The following is a 13,403-nucleotide window of genomic DNA, read 5'->3' as shown; positions in this document are numbered from 1 at the left end:
TCACGCCCGCCACCGCCGGGATCCTGAGAAGGTGCCGGATCAGGACACGCGACGCAGCAGCGCTGCGAGTGCCTGTCCGCCACCGATGCACATGGTGACGACGCCGAGCTCGAGGTCGCGTCGGATCAGGTCCTTGGCGACGCGCAGCGTGAGGATCGCGCCGGTCGCGCCGACCGGGTGCCCCAGGGCGATGGCACCGCCGTAGGGGTTGGTCTTCTCCGGGTCGAGCTTGGCGTCGCGCGCCACCGCGAGGGCCTGCGAGGCGAAGGCCTCGTTGAGCTCGACGGTGTCGATGTCGGCCGGGGTCAGACCGTTCTGCTCGAACAGCTTCACCAGGGCGAGAGTGGGTGCGTAGCCCATCAACTCGGGTTCCATCGCCGCGGTGACGACGGACTCGAGCACGACCGAGCCGGCAAGGCCGCGTTCGCGGGCCACCGATTCTCGGGCGAGGACGAGGGCGGCCGCGCCGTCGTTGATGCCGGAGGCGTTACCGGCGGTGACGGTGCCGTCCTTGATGAACGCCGAACGCAGCTTGCCGAGCACCTCGAGGGTGGTGTCGGGCTTGGGATGCTCGTCCTCGGTCACGGTGACCGGCTTGCGGCCACCGATCTCGACCGGGGTGATCTCCTCGGCGAAGACGGCCTTCGCCGCATCGGTGGCGGCGCGCCGCTGCGATTCGAGGGCGAACTCGTCCTGCTGCTCACGGCTGACGCCGTACTCGCGGGCGACGTTCTCGGCGGTGACGCCCATGTGCAGTCCGCTGAACGGATCGGTGAGCATCCCGACGGTGCCGTCGACGAGCTCGCGGTTGCCGAGCTTGTAACCGCTGCGGGCACCGAAGTCGTAGAACGGCATGCGGGACATGCTCTCGTCGCCGCCGGCGACGGTGATCTCGGCAGCACCCCAACGGATCTCCTGGGCGGCGGACCACACGGCCTGCAGTCCGGATCCGCACAACCGGTTGACGGTCAGGGCCGGGGTGGAGACGGGCAGTCCGGCGGCGAGGGTCACGCGACGGGCGTTGTAGGCGTCGGCTCCGACTTGCCCGATGCAGCCCATGACGACCTCATCGATGTCCTCACCCGCGACATCCGCACGCCGCAGCGCCTCGCGCACCGCGGTGGCGCCGAGTTCGTGGGCGGGTACGTCCTTCAGGGCGCCACCGAAGCTGCCGACGGGGGTGCGTGCGCCGTCGACGATGACGATGCGTTCCGGAGCGGTCATTTCTCGTCCAATCTGGTCGAACACCTGGGGTCCACACGCCGGCACCGGCCGAGCGCACGGCTCTTCGAGAGGCTGGCCCTCCCGAAGGGTCCGATTCATGCTACGGCACCGAGTGCCGCAGTCTCGTGGGCTCGAACGCGCGCTGCAGGAACAGGTGCGGAAACGCCATTCTACAGGAGGAGCTACGTTGTTTTCACGCGTCGTCCGCAGCGAACGGGAGACCCGCCGCGAGACGATCCGCGGCCGCCGGCGTGCCCAGCTCGCGGCGGTGCCGGGGGTGCTCCACGTAGAACTCGAGAAAGCGGTACAACTGCACGGGGTCGACGGCCAGATACCGTGAGTCCAGCTCGATCCGGGGCTCCTGCGGCAATCGCTCGAAACGGAACACACGACTGGTCCGCCGGCGCGCCCACGCCGCCGACTCGTGCCCCTCGATCCAGATCACCGGGACCCCCCGGTCGACCGCCCGGAGCCCCCGCACCGACACCCAGGGCAGGTAGGACTCCACGAACCAGCCGCGCAGCCTGATGCCGTCGGGTCCGAGAACGAGCGATCCGGCCCGGATGCGCCCGAGTGCCACCTCGGCGAGGAAGGTCAGGCACACCCCGGCGACGAGTGCCAGCGCCACCGCCACCACGGGAAGCCCGTCGTTCCCCACCACGATCTCCACGGCCGCCCCGAGCGAAAGGAAGGCGCCGCACACCACCATCGCGAGCAGCAGACCGAAGACGACGTGGCGTCCTCCGATCTCGGTACTCCCGCGACCCGCCGCGTCGACATGCCTCACCCCGGGTCTGCGCCCCGGTGGCGACCAGAAGGCAGCGCCGAAGGCCGCCGTCAGCAACATCAGCACCGCCAGGATCGAATAGAAGCGGTCGGCGCCCACCGAGCCGGCGCGCCACACACCTACTCCGCGGGTCGCGGCGAAGACCGACACGAGCACGGCCGCACCGGCCGCTGCGTATACGCGCAGAGTATGCGCGCCGTGCCGCCATTCGCTCGGCGGTTCGGTATCGGATGTCCGTTCGGTGTCCGAAGTCGCAGCCTCCGTGCCGCGCCCACCCCACGGGACAACAGGTCGTTGCATCGGTCTCCCCTCCCGGTGTACCGAGGAGCCTCGACGCTCTCGGCCGTGCCGGTCGGCCGGAACGCTACCTCGAGCGGCCGATCGGATGCGGACCCTCCGGGCGCTCCGCCACGACCGGGCACGCGAGTTGGCACCGGCCGGTGTGACGATTAACATACCCCCCGGTCATCACTGTGTTATTCCAGGTCACGGCTGTTTTTGGAGGGACGGGACGCGTATGGGGGAAGCTGGCGAGAATATTTCCCTACGTGTCGGTAACACCTACAGGCGAGATCGCGACACAATCTGTGACGATTCAGACGAGACCGGAGGAGTCTGCATGACTGTCCAGCTTGATTCGCCTGGCATCGCGTCCGTCGGCGAAGCTTCGTCGGCCGCGGCAGAGCTCGGCGAGCTCTTCGAGCAGATCAGGGAGCTCGACGCCCAGTTGCTCGCGGTGATCAAGCGGCGTTCCGAACTCGTTCAGCGCGTCGGAGCATCGGCCAAGGGCACCGACGCGAGCCGCGAGGCACAGTCCGAGGAAATGGCCGTCCTCGGACGGTTCGACGAACTCGGCGCCGACGGAAGCACGCTCGCCATGACGCTGCTGCGCCTCGGCCGCACCCGCAAGGCCTGAGACCCACCCCGACGGCCCCCGCACCACACGGAGCGGGGGCCGTCGGCGTACCCGCGCCGTCCGCCGATTCGAGTCACGCCGGTCGCAGACGTGGACGCACCCTGCCTGTCGGAGGTCCCGGTATCAGACAGGAGCAGTATGGATCTCGGGCTCACTGCGAAGCGGGCCGTCGACCGGTCCCCGAACGACACAGCACCGGCCGGAGCGACTCCGGCCGGTGCTGTGCACTTCCGTCAGCGCAGGATCGTCTTGATCTCCAGGAACTCCTCGAGCCCGAAGACACCCGCTTCGCGTCCGATACCCGACTGCTTGTAACCACCGAAAGGTGCGTCGGTGTTGAAGGCGCCACCGTTGACGTAGACCTGACCGGTGCGCATGCGGCGGGCCACGGCCTCCGCTCGCGCCGGGTCGGCCGACCACACGCCGCCCGACAGGCCGTAGTCGCTGGCGTTGGCGATGCGCACGGCGTCGTCCTCGTCCCGGTAACCGATGATCGACAGCACCGGACCGAAGATCTCCTCACGGGCGATCGTCATCTCCGGCGCGACGTTCGTGAAGACGGTCGGCCCGACGAAGTAGCCGGTGGAGAACTCGGTTTCGCGCCCGTCGAGCACCAGTTCGGCCCCCTCCTCGACCCCCTTGTCGATGTACGACTTCACCCGTGCCTGCTGCGTGCCGCTGACGAGCGGGCCGAGCTTCGACGACGGATCGTCGGGCAGTCCGACGGTGTAGGCCCGCGCGACCTGCTCGGCGATGGCGGTGGCCTCCGGCAGACGGTCGGCGGGGACGAGCATGCGGGTCAGCGCGGTGCAGGTCTGGCCGGAGTTGAGGAAGCACTTGCCGACACCCTCGGTGACAGCGGCGGTGAGGTCGGCGTCGTCGAGGATGATGTTGGCCGACTTGCCGCCGAGTTCGAGCGCCACCTTCTTCACCGTCTCGGCCGCGACGACCGAGACCCGCTTGCCGGCGCGCGTCGACCCCGTGAACGACACCATGTCGACATCGGGGTGGGCGGCGATGGCCTCGCCGACAACCGGTCCGTAACCACTGACGACGTTGAGCACACCCGACGGCAGCCCGGCCTCGTCGACGATGTCGACGAGGGCGTAGGTCACGAGCGGCGCGACCTCCGTGGGCTTGAGCACCACGGTGCATCCTGCCGCGAGCGCGGCGAACACCTTCAGCACCACTTGGTGCAGCGGATAGTTCCACGGGGTGATCGCCCCGACGACCCCGATGGGTTCGCGGACGACCAGGGCGTTGCCGATCTCCCGGTCGTCGAAGTCGTAGTTTCCGGCCAGCGACGCGTAGGCCGCGATGTTCTTCAGCGGCATCCCGACCTGGATGGCGCGTGCGAAGTGCGCGGGCATCCCCAGGTCCTGCGAGACGACGGCCGTGAGTTCGTCGGCGCGCTCGTTCGCCAGGGAGGAGACCTTCTCCAGGTAGGCGGCGCGTGATGTACCGCTGAGCGCGGACCAGGCCGGGAATGCTTGTTTCGCCGCGGCGACGGCCCGATCGACATCGGAGGCGACACCCTCGGCAACAACAGCGACGACCTCCTCGGTCGCCGGGTTCACGACCTCGATCCGGCCGGTGCCGTCGGAATCGACCCATTGCCCGTCGATGTAGATCTTCGTGCGGTCGAGAATGTCCGTCATCTCGGTCTCCCTGCTCGTAGGACGCCCTTGCGCGAGGGTAACGAAGACCACACCGCAATGCGGGGTCGATCTCGTCGAGCCCGAAGGCGTGCGGCGGCTCGGTCGCCGGTGGCGTGGCGAGCCTCGAGCGCGTGTTGCCAACCTCCCCGGAGGGACGATCGGAATGCCCTAGACTGTGCTGCAGGTCACACGAGGGAGTAGCTCGATGCCCGATCGCTCCGCAGCACGCAGCCGGCAGGCACCGACCGCCGACAGTCCCGACCGGATCCGCAACGTTGCCCTGGTGGGGTGCAGCGGATCCGGGAAGACCACCCTCGCCGAATCCCTCGCCGTGGCAGCGGGCGCCGTCGGGCGTGCCGGGCGCGTGGCCGAGGGCACGACGGTGTCCGACTACGAGGAGATCGAACAGCGGCACCGCCGGTCGGTGCAGCTGTCCGTGGTGCCCCTCGAATGGAACGGCATCAAGATCAACCTGATCGACACGCCCGGCCACCCCGACTTCGACGCGGAGGTCCGCGCGGGTCTGCATGCGGCCGACGCGGCGATCTTCGTCGTCTCCGCCACCGATCCGATCAGCGCCGCGACCCGCGCCCTCTGGCGTGAGTGCGACGACGAGGCCGTTCCTCGCGCGATCGTGGTGAACAAACTCGATGTCGCCCGGCACGGCTACGACGACATGCTCTCGGACTGCCACGATGCCTTCGGGCTGGGGCCCGACACCCTGCGGGCCCTGTTCTATCCCGTCTACGACGGCGACCGCCCTATCGGATCGATGGGGCTGCTGACGGGCCGCAACTACGGCGAACCGGGCCCGTGCCCGGTCTCCACCGAGGCACGGGAAAGCCTGGTGGAGGCCATCTCCGGCCAGGACGACACGCTCATGGAGCGGTTCATCGCCGGCGAGCAACTCGACACCGCCTCCCTGCAGGAAGGGCTCACCCGCGAGATCCTGGCCTGCACCCTGCACCCGGCCGTCCCCGCGGACGAGACGGGTATCGGGTCCGTCGAACTGCTCGAATTGATCACCACCGGCTTCCCTGCCCCGACACACCGCGGTCGCGGGGCACCGCCGTGCGACCCGGAAGGTCCGCTCACAGCGCAGGTCGTGCGCGTGGCCGGCGACTCCTATGTGGGCCGGATCAGCCTGGTGCGCGTGTACTCCGGCACGCTCCGGCCCGACACGATCGTGGCGCTGGCCGACAGCGACCGCGACAGCCGCGAACGCATCCCTGCCCTGACGAGCCCGTTCGGCAAACAGCAACGCCCGGTCGGTGAGGCGGTCGCGGGAGACATCGTCTCCGTCGGGAAACTCGCAACGGCGCAACCCGGAGACGTCCTGCACGACCCCGACCGTCCGGTCTCGCTCGACCGGTGGCCGACCCCGACACCGCTGCTGCCCGTCGCGATCGAAGCGCACACCCGAACCGACGACGACAAACTGTCCCAGGCCCTCTCGCGACTGGCCGCCGAGGATCCGGCGCTGCGCGTCGAGCAGAATCCCGAGACCCACCAGCTCGTGTTGTGGTGCACGGGTGAGGCACACTCGGAGCTGGTCCTCGAACGGCTGCGTACCCGGCACGGTGTGCAGGTCGACACGGTCGAGCATCGGGTGCCGCTGAAGGAAACCTTCGCCGCCTCAGCGAAAGGTCACGGCCGGCTCGTCAAACAGTCCGGCGGACACGGTCAGTACGCCGTCGTCGACGTCGAGGTCGAGCCGCTGCCGGTGGGGAGCGGTGTCGTCTTCGCCGAGCGGGTGGTCGGCGGTGCGGTTCCACGTCAGTTCATCCCGTCCGTGGAGAAGGGCGTGTACGCACAGGCGGAGAAGGGGGTGACGACGGGATATCCGCTCGTCGACGTGCAGGTCACCCTGGTCGACGGTAAAGCCCACTCGGTGGATTCGTCCGACGCGGCCTTCCAGGCGGCAGCGGGACTCGCCCTGCGGGACGCGGCCTCGCACAGCACGGTTCGAGTGCTCGAGCCGGTCGCTGCCGTACGGGTGATCGTGCCCGAGGAGTTCCTCGGAGCCGTCCTGGGCGATCTGTCCGCCCGGCGCGGCCGGGTACTCGGCACCGAATCACCGGCACCGGGAATCGCACTGCTGCGCGCGGAGGTTCCCGAACTCGAACTCGGCCGCTATCCGGTGGAACTGCGGTCCATCACGCAGGGCACCGCCGACTTCGCGCGCCAGTACCTGCGGCACGAGCCGATGCCCGAGAACCTCGCCGCCCGATACGGGGGGTCGGACTAGCCGCCACACCTTCCGGACAACGTGCCAGCATGAACGCCATGAGCGTTCTGCTGTGCTTCCACGCGCACCCCGACGACGAGGTGTTCCTCACCGGCGGCGTGATGCGCCTGGCCGCCGACGCCGGACACCGGGTCGTGCTCGTCGTCGCCACCGACGGAGCCCGCGGTGAGTATCCCGACGGACTGCTCGCACCCGGCGAATCTCTCGCCGCACGGCGCACGAAGGAACTCGAAGAGTCCGCTCGCGCGCTGGGTGCCGCCCGGGTGGTGTCCTTCGGCTACGGCGATTCGGGGATGGCCGGCACGAGCGGCAACCAGGACCCCGACGCCTTCGCGAACGCCGATCCGGGCGAGGCGGGAGCACGGCTGGCCGCGGTGATCGAGCAGGAACGCGCCGATGTCGTCACCATCTACGACGCGCACGGCGGATACGGCCATCCCGACCACATCCAGGTCCACCGCGCCGGGGTCCACGCCGAACGCATGACCGGGCACGACACCGTCTACGAGGCCTCGACGAACCGGGATCACCTGAAGCGGCTGTTCTCGGCGCTGCCGGACGCACCGGACGATGTGCGGCCTCCGGACCTCGAGACCTTCGGTCTGCCGGAGTCGGAACTGACCACCGCGGTGGATGTGTCGACGGCGCTCGACGCCAAACGCGCGGCGATGGTCGGTTACGAGTCGCAGATCGGCGACTTCGGACCGATGCTGACCATGCCCGAGGAACATCTGCGGGCCGCGTTCGGTGTCGAATGGTTCCGGCGACGCGGTGGTGCGCCCGGTCTGCGGGAGACCGGTCTCCCGCTCCGACCGCCGACATCGACGTGAGCAGAACCGTTGCAGCCGTTTGATCGTCCCGGCGCTCGGGTACCGCTCCCCTGCACCTACGAACGAAGGACGGACGTCGATGGACAACGCCCCCAAGCACGGCTCCGGCCGCCCCGAGGACAACGACGACCTCACCGGCCGGAAGATCGAGAACCTCGTCGACAAGCTCGAACAGAAGGTCGAGAACGAACGCGAGGAGGAAGGCGCGGCCGGCAGCATCTCGGACCGGGTGAAGACGGAGAAGGTCGAGCCCGACGATCAGGCCCCCGAGTGAGCCGCGTTCAGCCGTAGATCCGTGCGTAGAGCTCGCGGATCTCGTCGGCCGTCGGGATCCTGGGGTTGTTGTTCGGAGATCCCGACGCCAGTGCCTGCTCGGCCATGACCGGGACCCGCTCGTCCCAGGTCCGCCTGTCGATGCCGTAGGACTTGGGCGTGGGCACCTCCACGTCGCGGCACAGTTCTTTCAGCGCGACGAGCAGATCGGCAGCGGCCGTCGCGTCCGAAGCGTCCGCCGACGTCGCGCCGAGAGCGCGGGCACAGTCGGCGTAACGGGATTCGGCCGCATCCACCGAGAACTCGGTGACCGCCGGGAACAGCATCGCGTTCGACAGGCCGTGCGCGACGTGGAAGTGCGCCCCGATCGGCCGGCTCATGCCGTGCACGAGCGCGACGCTGGAGTTGGAGAATGCGATCCCGGCCTGCGTGGCGGCCAGCATCATCTGCTCGCGCGCCGCGGCATCCTGTCCGTCCGCGTAGACGCGCCGCAGCACCCGTCCGATGGTGCCGATCGCGACGAGCGCGAGACCGTCGGAGAACGGGTTCGCCTTCCTGCTGACGTAGGCCTCGATGGCGTGGGTGAGTGCGTCCACGCCGGTGTCAGCGGTCAGCCGCGGGGGCATCGTCATGGTGAGCCGGTAGTCGACGATCGCCGCGACCGGCAGGAAGGCCAGGCCGGGGCACAGCATCTTCTCGTCGGTCTCGCTGTCGCTGATGACTGTGAACTGCGTTGCCTCGGAGCCACTTCCCGCCGTGGTGGGCACGGCAATCACCGGTAACGCCGGACCGGTGTTGTCGCGCGGCGCCTTGTAGTCGCGCATGTGCCCGCCCTGCCGGGCGAGCAGGCCCAGCGCCTTCGCGGTGTCCATCGGGCTCCCCCCGCCGAACCCGATCACGCAGTCGGCGTCGTGCTCGGCGACCGCCGCGACACCCGCGTCGAGTGAGGCGGTGGTGGGGTCGGGCACGGTGTCGGCGAAGACCGCGGGGTGCAGTCCGGCGGCGTCGAGCTGCGCGACCATCCGATCCACCGCACCCGTACCGACCAGGAACTTGTCGGTCACCACCAGGGGCCGGGCGAGCCCGAGTCCGGCGACGACCTCCCCGATCTCGGCGACGGCACCTCCGCCGACGCGCATGATGCGTGGAAGTGCGATGGAAGCCACGTGCGATCCCCCTCGAATATCCGGCCGACAGGTCGTGTCTACCGCATCACAGTCGCGAGCGGAGGCATCCGGCGGATCTCGGGGAGTCTCAGCTCTCGACGACCCGCAACCGTGCGCCGTGTTCGCCGGAGCCCTTCCGTGCGGTGAGCAGCCCGAGGCGCTCGAGGTCGTCCGCGCGGTAACCGGGCCACCCGTGCAGCATGCGACGCCACCGCTCCGGCACCGCGGACGCACCCCAGCGCGCGCCCAGCAGCCCGCCCGCGATGGCCGCGACCGTGTCGGTGTCGTTGCCGGCGCGCACGGCGAGTTCGAGTGCCTCCGGCAGGTGTCCGGGGCCGTCGGTGCGGGCGTGCGTGATCGCCCACCACGCGGCCTGCAGGGCGTGGACGACCCAGCCGTTGTTGTCGAACACGCGGGGGCTCGGCGCGGCCTCGGCCTCGTCGAGCAACACCGCCCACCGCTGCTCGGCAGGTCGCGGTAGGTGGGACAACGCGATCCGCACCCCGTCGAAGGTGCCGTGGAGGACGGCGTGACGGATCGCGAACGACCACAGGCGGCACGCTTCGGATGCCTGCTCGTCCGCGTGGGTGAGGCTGCTGATCGCATGGGCCGCGGCCAGGCACCGCTCGGCGTCGTCGAGGAAGGCGAGCCCGACGGGTGCGGTGCGCATGAGCGATCCGTTACCGCCGGTGCGTCCCGGAAGGCTGCGGGCGCGCGCCGTCATGCCGGCGGCGGTGGGGCCCGCCTCGCGCAGGACGGCACGCGTCTGGTTGCCGATGTCCTTGGGGTCGGTGGCGTACCAGCGGAGGAACTGCGCCGCGACCGCGTCGAGTCCGGCACCCTGTCCGATGTCGACGCCGGTCGCCGAGACCTCGGCGATGGCGAGGGCCATGGAGGTGTCGTCGGTCCACTCGCCGGGCGCGAACGGCCCGAGTCCGCCGCCGATCATGTCGACGGGTGTGGTGGCCGTCGGATACGTGAATTCGTATCCCGCCCCGAGTGCGTCACCTGCTGCGGTGGCGAGCAGGACTCCGGCGGCCCGGTCGTTCTGTGCTGCGGTCGTTTCCATGAACCCCTCAATTCGATCAAGTCTGCGCTAAAGTTAGCGCATCAATGATTGAATGTCCACCATGGGCACACCGACCGATTCGACCGGCAGGTCGCTCACCGACTACCCGCGCCCCTCGGTGGCCGTGGACGTCGCGGTCCTCACCGTCGACGAAGTCCTGAAGGTACTCGTCGTCGAACGTCCCGAGGGCAGCTTCGCCCTGCCGGGCACCTTCCTGCACCCCGGCGAGCGACTCGCCGAAGCCGCCGAACGCGCCTTGCGCGACAAGGCCGGGCTCACGGGCGTCGACTTCCACCAGCTGGCCATGCTCGACGATCCCGAGCGCGACGACCGCGGATGGGTGCTGTCGATGGCCCACGGCGCCGCAGTGCCGGTCGCCGAAATCCCCGCCGAGGCGCATCTCGTGCCGACGACCGAGACCACCGGCCTCGCCTTCGACCATGCCGAGATCGTCGACCTGGCCGTCGCCGACCTGCGTCGCCGGTACTCCGCCGCAGTCGACCCCGGCAACTTCCTCGGCGAGCAGTTCACCGTGCTCGACCTGCGGATGCTGTACGAAACCGTCTATGCCCGCAGCTATCCCAAGGACACCTTCCGCCGGCACCTGCTGCACGGCCTCGAACCCACCGGCGAACTGCGCAGGGAAGGCACAGGTCGCCCCGCCGAGATCTACCGCCGGCGCGACACTCCCCTGCCGTCGTCCACCGCCGCCTTCCTGCTGCAGTGACGCCTCAGGCCACCAGCGCGAGCGCGATCTCGGCGGCTACAGCGACATTCCCGCGATAGACCGCGACATTCGTCTCGAGCGAGCGCCCCTCGGTGGCCCGATGCATGTGGTCGAGCAGGAACGGGGTGAGCGCCTTACCGCGCATCCCGGTCTCAACGGCCGCGCGCTCGGCCTCCGCGAGCACCCGGTCGTGCAGTTCCGGATCGATCTGCGCCTCGGCCGCCACCGGATTCCCCACGAGCACCGCCGAGCGCAGTCCCAGCCCGTCCCGCGCCCGCGCCACCTCCGCGGCCTGCTGTGCCGACTCCACCGCGTCGACGTCGCACCCGCTGTCGCGCACGTAGAAACCGGGGAAGCGCGGGGTTCGGTAGCCGACCACGATCACCCCGAGCGTCTCGAACCGTTCGAGCGTCGCGGGGATGTCGAGGACGGACTTGACGCCGCCACTCACCACGAGAATCGGAAGTGTCGCCAGCGCAACGAGATCCGCGCTCTCGTCGAATGTCGACGAAGCTCCTCGGTGAACGCCGCCGAGGCCGCCCGTGGCGAAGACGGCGATCCCGGCACGATGCGCGAGCAGCGCCGTCGCCGACACCGTCGTCCCGCCGTGCCACCCCTTGGCCGCTGCGACCGGCAGGTCGCGGAGGCCGAGCTTGACGACCGGGAAATCGTCCGCGCCGAGCATACGGATCTGCTGCTCCGACAGACCGACCGTCGGCGTACCGTCGACGACCCCGATGGTCGCGGGCACCACCCCGGAGTCGCGCAGACGCTGTTCGGCGTCGAGCGCGACCTCGACGTTGCGTGGACGCGTGAGACCGTGCGTGAAGATCGTCGATTCGAGCGCCACGACGGGCCGACGGGCCGCGATCGCCTCGCGCACGAAGTCCGCGACGCGGATCGATTCGCTCATACGACCGACGATAACGCGGCCTATCGAAGCGCCGCGGCCGTGCGCCGGCCCATCTTCGCGAGAATGCGGGTCGTGCGGTCGGCATCGTCGGGAGCGTCCACCGCCGGCGCGCAGACACCGTCCATGTAGAGCGCGTCGCCGAAACTGTCGGCGCCCGCCTCCATCCGATCGAGTTCGGCGTCGGAGAAGACCACATCGGCCCCCGCGCTGCGCGCGATGTCCCAGCGGTGCACGAGCATGTCCCAGATGTAGAACTGTTCGAAGGTCGCGCCCACCGTCGTCGGCCCGAAGTACCCGTCGTAGGTCGTCGAGACGAGTGCGTCGTCGGCGAGGATCTCGGCGATACGCGCCGTGTGTACCTGCCAGGCCTCGGCGGGACGGCCGGTGTCGGGCCGCTCCCCCGTCTCGACACCGCGACCGTCGAAGAACTCCCGCTGCGTGTCGATGATGTGGGCCAGGACGTCGCGCGCCGTCCACCCCTCACACGGCGACGGGGCGTCCCACTCGGCGTCGCGCAGGGACGAGATCACGTCGGTGAGCGGCTTGTCGGCCTCTGCGTGTCGCAGTGCTGTTGTATTCATGACTCGATACTGACGACCACCGAGGGCGAGGTATTGATGAAACCCGACGGCGGCGACCCGGCGGCGCGGCGTCTCGGCGGTCGCGACGACATCGAACGCGCCCACCTGAAGGATCCGCACGACGCCTCGCACACCATCGATCGCTATCCCGCCGGGCCCGACCTCACGGACCTGGTGCAGCGGTACTGGATTCCGGTCTGGTCGGTGCCGCCCGGCCGGGAGGCACCCCAACGGGTGCTGCGGTATCCGGTCTGCCAGATGGTGGTCGGGCACGATTACGCGCGCTTCTACGGTGTCGAGCACGGACTGTCCACCGTCACACTCACCGGCGAGGGCTGGGCGGTCGGGTGCATGCTCAGCCCTGCGGCCGGCGCCCTGCTCACCGGCACCTCGCTCGCGGCGTTCACCGACCGGGCCGTCGACCTCACCGACGTCCTCGACGACCCCGGCACGCGCCTGACCACACGGGTACGCGAGGCGATGGCATCCGACCCCCGTTCACCGGAGTCGCATCGCTCCGCGACGGAGGCGTTCGACGAGGTGCTTCGCGCCCACCTCCCGATCGACGAGGAAGGACGACTCGTCAATCGGCTGGTGGCGTTCGTGGAGGAGAACCCCGACGTCCTGCGCGTCGAGCAGATCCGGGCGGAGTTCGATCTCGGTGAGCGGGCCCTGCAACGCCTCGTCCAGCGGCGGATCGGCCTGACCCCGAAGTGGCTCATCCAGCGACGGCGACTGCAGGAGGCCGCCGGCCGCCTGCGCGAGAGGCCCGGCTCGTTGTCGGAGGTCGCCGCCGTCCTCGGTTATGCCGACCAACCCCACTTCGTGCGAGATTTCGCGAAGGTCGTGGGCATGACCCCCGGTGCGTTCGCTGCTCGCTACGGCGATACACGACCGCCTTCTTCGGATGGGTCCCGCGAGCCCGGCGCGCGTACCACATAGTGGAACCTCCCGAACCCACGACCCTTCGCGATCAGGTAAATGTAACGAAGCACACAGGGAGGACGACCT

General features: G+C 69.5%; 13 protein-coding genes. 6 read left to right on the top strand and 7 right to left on the bottom strand.

The annotated features are described in order from the left end of the window. Positions 1-39 precede the first annotated feature (39 nt). Together PV766_RS16930 and PV766_RS16925 are read right to left on the bottom strand one after the other, a co-directional pair. Positions 40-1,224 (bottom strand): thiolase family protein, encoded by a 1,185-nt coding sequence (locus PV766_RS16930; protein ID WP_064063634.1) that lies wholly within the window; start codon positions 1,222-1,224, stop codon positions 40-42. 193 nt (positions 1,225-1,417) lie between these two features. Beyond that, positions 1,418-2,311, bottom strand: coding sequence for a hypothetical protein (locus tag PV766_RS16925; RefSeq protein ID WP_421097483.1), 894 nt, complete (start codon positions 2,309-2,311; stop codon positions 1,418-1,420). A gap of 319 nt (positions 2,312-2,630) precedes the next feature. Between PV766_RS16925 and PV766_RS16920 the strand changes: the two genes are divergently transcribed. Then, the gene (locus tag PV766_RS16920) at positions 2,631-2,927 is read left to right on the top strand and encodes a chorismate mutase (protein WP_016934680.1); all 297 of its coding nucleotides are present in this window, start codon (positions 2,631-2,633) and stop codon (positions 2,925-2,927) included. 233 nt (positions 2,928-3,160) lie between these two features. Here the strand turns inward: PV766_RS16920 and PV766_RS16915 are convergent, their stop codons facing one another. Next, complete coding sequence (locus tag PV766_RS16915) at positions 3,161-4,585, bottom strand: aldehyde dehydrogenase family protein (protein WP_421097482.1); 1,425 nt, start codon at positions 4,583-4,585, stop codon at positions 3,161-3,163. 205 nt (positions 4,586-4,790) lie between these two features. On the opposite strand from PV766_RS16915, the gene PV766_RS16910 reads away from it, so the two are divergent. The 3 genes from PV766_RS16910 to PV766_RS16900 all read left to right on the top strand — a co-directional run bounded on the left by PV766_RS16910 (position 4,791) and on the right by PV766_RS16900 (position 7,937). Continuing rightward, positions 4,791-6,833 (top strand): elongation factor G-like protein EF-G2, encoded by a 2,043-nt coding sequence (locus PV766_RS16910; protein ID WP_064063650.1) that lies wholly within the window; start codon positions 4,791-4,793, stop codon positions 6,831-6,833. A 38-nt stretch (positions 6,834-6,871) separates the two neighbouring features. Beyond that, positions 6,872-7,663, top strand: a complete 792-nt coding sequence (locus tag PV766_RS16905; RefSeq protein WP_064063651.1) for a PIG-L deacetylase family protein — start codon at positions 6,872-6,874, stop codon at positions 7,661-7,663. A gap of 79 nt (positions 7,664-7,742) precedes the next feature. Further along, the gene (locus tag PV766_RS16900; RefSeq protein WP_064063637.1) at positions 7,743-7,937 is read left to right on the top strand and encodes a hypothetical protein; all 195 of its coding nucleotides are present in this window, start codon (positions 7,743-7,745) and stop codon (positions 7,935-7,937) included. 7 nt (positions 7,938-7,944) lie between these two features. On the opposite strand, the gene PV766_RS16895 is transcribed toward PV766_RS16900, so the two are convergent. Then, positions 7,945-9,075, bottom strand: a complete 1,131-nt coding sequence (locus tag PV766_RS16895) for an iron-containing alcohol dehydrogenase (RefSeq protein ID WP_129977905.1) — start codon at positions 9,073-9,075, stop codon at positions 7,945-7,947. Positions 9,076-9,190: 115 nt separating this feature from the next. Beyond that, positions 9,191-10,171, bottom strand: a complete 981-nt coding sequence (locus PV766_RS16890; protein ID WP_421097481.1) for an ADP-ribosylglycohydrolase family protein — start codon at positions 10,169-10,171, stop codon at positions 9,191-9,193. A 61-nt stretch (positions 10,172-10,232) separates the two neighbouring features. On the opposite strand from PV766_RS16890, the gene PV766_RS16885 reads away from it, so the two are divergent. Continuing rightward, positions 10,233-10,898: an NUDIX hydrolase gene (locus tag PV766_RS16885; RefSeq protein ID WP_064063639.1), complete on the top strand. Its 666-nt coding sequence runs from the start codon at positions 10,233-10,235 to the stop codon at positions 10,896-10,898. Between the two features lie 4 nt (positions 10,899-10,902). Here PV766_RS16885 and PV766_RS16880 read toward each other — a convergent pair whose 3' ends face one another. Continuing rightward, on the bottom strand, positions 10,903-11,811 hold the full coding sequence (locus PV766_RS16880; RefSeq protein ID WP_421097480.1) for a pseudouridine-5'-phosphate glycosidase: 909 nt from the start codon (positions 11,809-11,811) through the stop codon (positions 10,903-10,905). Between the two features lie 20 nt (positions 11,812-11,831). Continuing rightward, the gene (locus PV766_RS16875) at positions 11,832-12,392 is read right to left on the bottom strand and encodes a TIGR03086 family metal-binding protein (protein WP_064063250.1); all 561 of its coding nucleotides are present in this window, start codon (positions 12,390-12,392) and stop codon (positions 11,832-11,834) included. Between the two features lie 36 nt (positions 12,393-12,428). On the opposite strand from PV766_RS16875, the gene PV766_RS16870 reads away from it, so the two are divergent. Beyond that, the gene (locus PV766_RS16870) at positions 12,429-13,334 is read left to right on the top strand and encodes a helix-turn-helix domain-containing protein (RefSeq protein ID WP_129977863.1); all 906 of its coding nucleotides are present in this window, start codon (positions 12,429-12,431) and stop codon (positions 13,332-13,334) included. Positions 13,335-13,403: the final 69 nt, after the last annotated feature.

It is taken from the genome of Rhodococcus sp. As11 (assembly GCF_048957735.1).
Taxonomy (GTDB): domain Bacteria; phylum Actinomycetota; class Actinomycetes; order Mycobacteriales; family Mycobacteriaceae; genus Rhodococcus; species Rhodococcus gordoniae.
The sequence above is the reverse complement of the archived record's forward strand: the minus strand, read 5'-3'. Positions and strand labels throughout refer to the sequence as shown.

What these genes read in the sequence shown, in the direction of transcription:
- PV766_RS16870 (WP_129977863.1), top strand. Translation starts at nt 12,429, where the DNA reads ATGAAACCCGACGGCGGCGACCCGGCGGCGCGGCGTCTCGGCGGTCGC.
- PV766_RS16905 (WP_064063651.1), top strand. Translation starts at nt 6,872, where the DNA reads ATGAGCGTTCTGCTGTGCTTCCACGCGCACCCCGACGACGAGGTGTTC.
- PV766_RS16925 (WP_421097483.1), bottom strand. Translation starts at nt 2,311, where the DNA reads ATGCAACGACCTGTTGTCCCGTGGGGTGGGCGCGGCACGGAGGCTGCG.
- PV766_RS16890 (WP_421097481.1), bottom strand. Translation starts at nt 10,171, where the DNA reads ATGGAAACGACCGCAGCACAGAACGACCGGGCCGCCGGAGTCCTGCTC.
- PV766_RS16915 (WP_421097482.1), bottom strand. Translation starts at nt 4,585, where the DNA reads ATGACGGACATTCTCGACCGCACGAAGATCTACATCGACGGGCAATGG.
- PV766_RS16910 (WP_064063650.1), top strand. Translation starts at nt 4,791, where the DNA reads ATGCCCGATCGCTCCGCAGCACGCAGCCGGCAGGCACCGACCGCCGAC.
- PV766_RS16880 (WP_421097480.1), bottom strand. Translation starts at nt 11,811, where the DNA reads ATGAGCGAATCGATCCGCGTCGCGGACTTCGTGCGCGAGGCGATCGCG.
- PV766_RS16885 (WP_064063639.1), top strand. Translation starts at nt 10,233, where the DNA reads ATGGGCACACCGACCGATTCGACCGGCAGGTCGCTCACCGACTACCCG.
- PV766_RS16895 (WP_129977905.1), bottom strand. Translation starts at nt 9,075, where the DNA reads ATGCGCGTCGGCGGAGGTGCCGTCGCCGAGATCGGGGAGGTCGTCGCC.
- PV766_RS16920 (WP_016934680.1), top strand. Translation starts at nt 2,631, where the DNA reads ATGACTGTCCAGCTTGATTCGCCTGGCATCGCGTCCGTCGGCGAAGCT.
- PV766_RS16900 (WP_064063637.1), top strand. Translation starts at nt 7,743, where the DNA reads ATGGACAACGCCCCCAAGCACGGCTCCGGCCGCCCCGAGGACAACGAC.
- PV766_RS16930 (WP_064063634.1), bottom strand. Translation starts at nt 1,224, where the DNA reads ATGACCGCTCCGGAACGCATCGTCATCGTCGACGGCGCACGCACCCCC.
- PV766_RS16875 (WP_064063250.1), bottom strand. Translation starts at nt 12,392, where the DNA reads ATGAATACAACAGCACTGCGACACGCAGAGGCCGACAAGCCGCTCACC.